At 67.2% G+C, this 399-nt stretch carries 1 protein-coding gene; it reads right to left on the bottom strand.

Annotated features, from left to right (window positions below):
• Positions 1–281: 281 nt before the first annotated feature.
• A partial coding sequence (locus UK12_RS45275; RefSeq protein WP_197085386.1) for a TipAS antibiotic-recognition domain-containing protein occupies positions 282–399 on the bottom strand: 118 nt, incomplete at its 5' end.

The raw sequence follows: 399 nt of genomic DNA, 5'->3' as shown, positions 1-399 counted from the left end.
CAGGGCCCGACCGGAGCAGACGCGGAAGAGCCGGGCAGACCAGCGGACACCCCACACCCTCCAACCAGTCACCCCCACAAAACCACCGCTGCGATCACCCCGAAATCAGCTCGGTGGATCCGGGCTCAGTTGCGGGCTGATGGGGCCTCGGGACCGTTCGGTCTCGTTGCCTGGGTCCAGGAATTCCTGGGCCTGAGCGAAGGTGTCCGCGGCGCTTGTATGCGCGTGGCCGCTGCTGGCCGTGGTCACGGCCAGCAGCGGCCACGTGCTGATCTCTATGTTCAGGCGAGGTTGGCGTCTGCGTATGCCTGGATGGCGTCGCGTTGGTATTCGGCAAGCCCGGCAGCGATCGCTTCGTAAGCCGCGCGCCACTGCTCGTTGTCGACGCACGCCTGGCCG

The organism is Saccharothrix sp. ST-888 (genome assembly GCF_000955975.1).
Classification (GTDB): domain Bacteria; phylum Actinomycetota; class Actinomycetes; order Streptomycetales; family Streptomycetaceae; genus Kitasatospora.
This window is presented reverse-complemented; position numbering and strand designations above follow the sequence as displayed.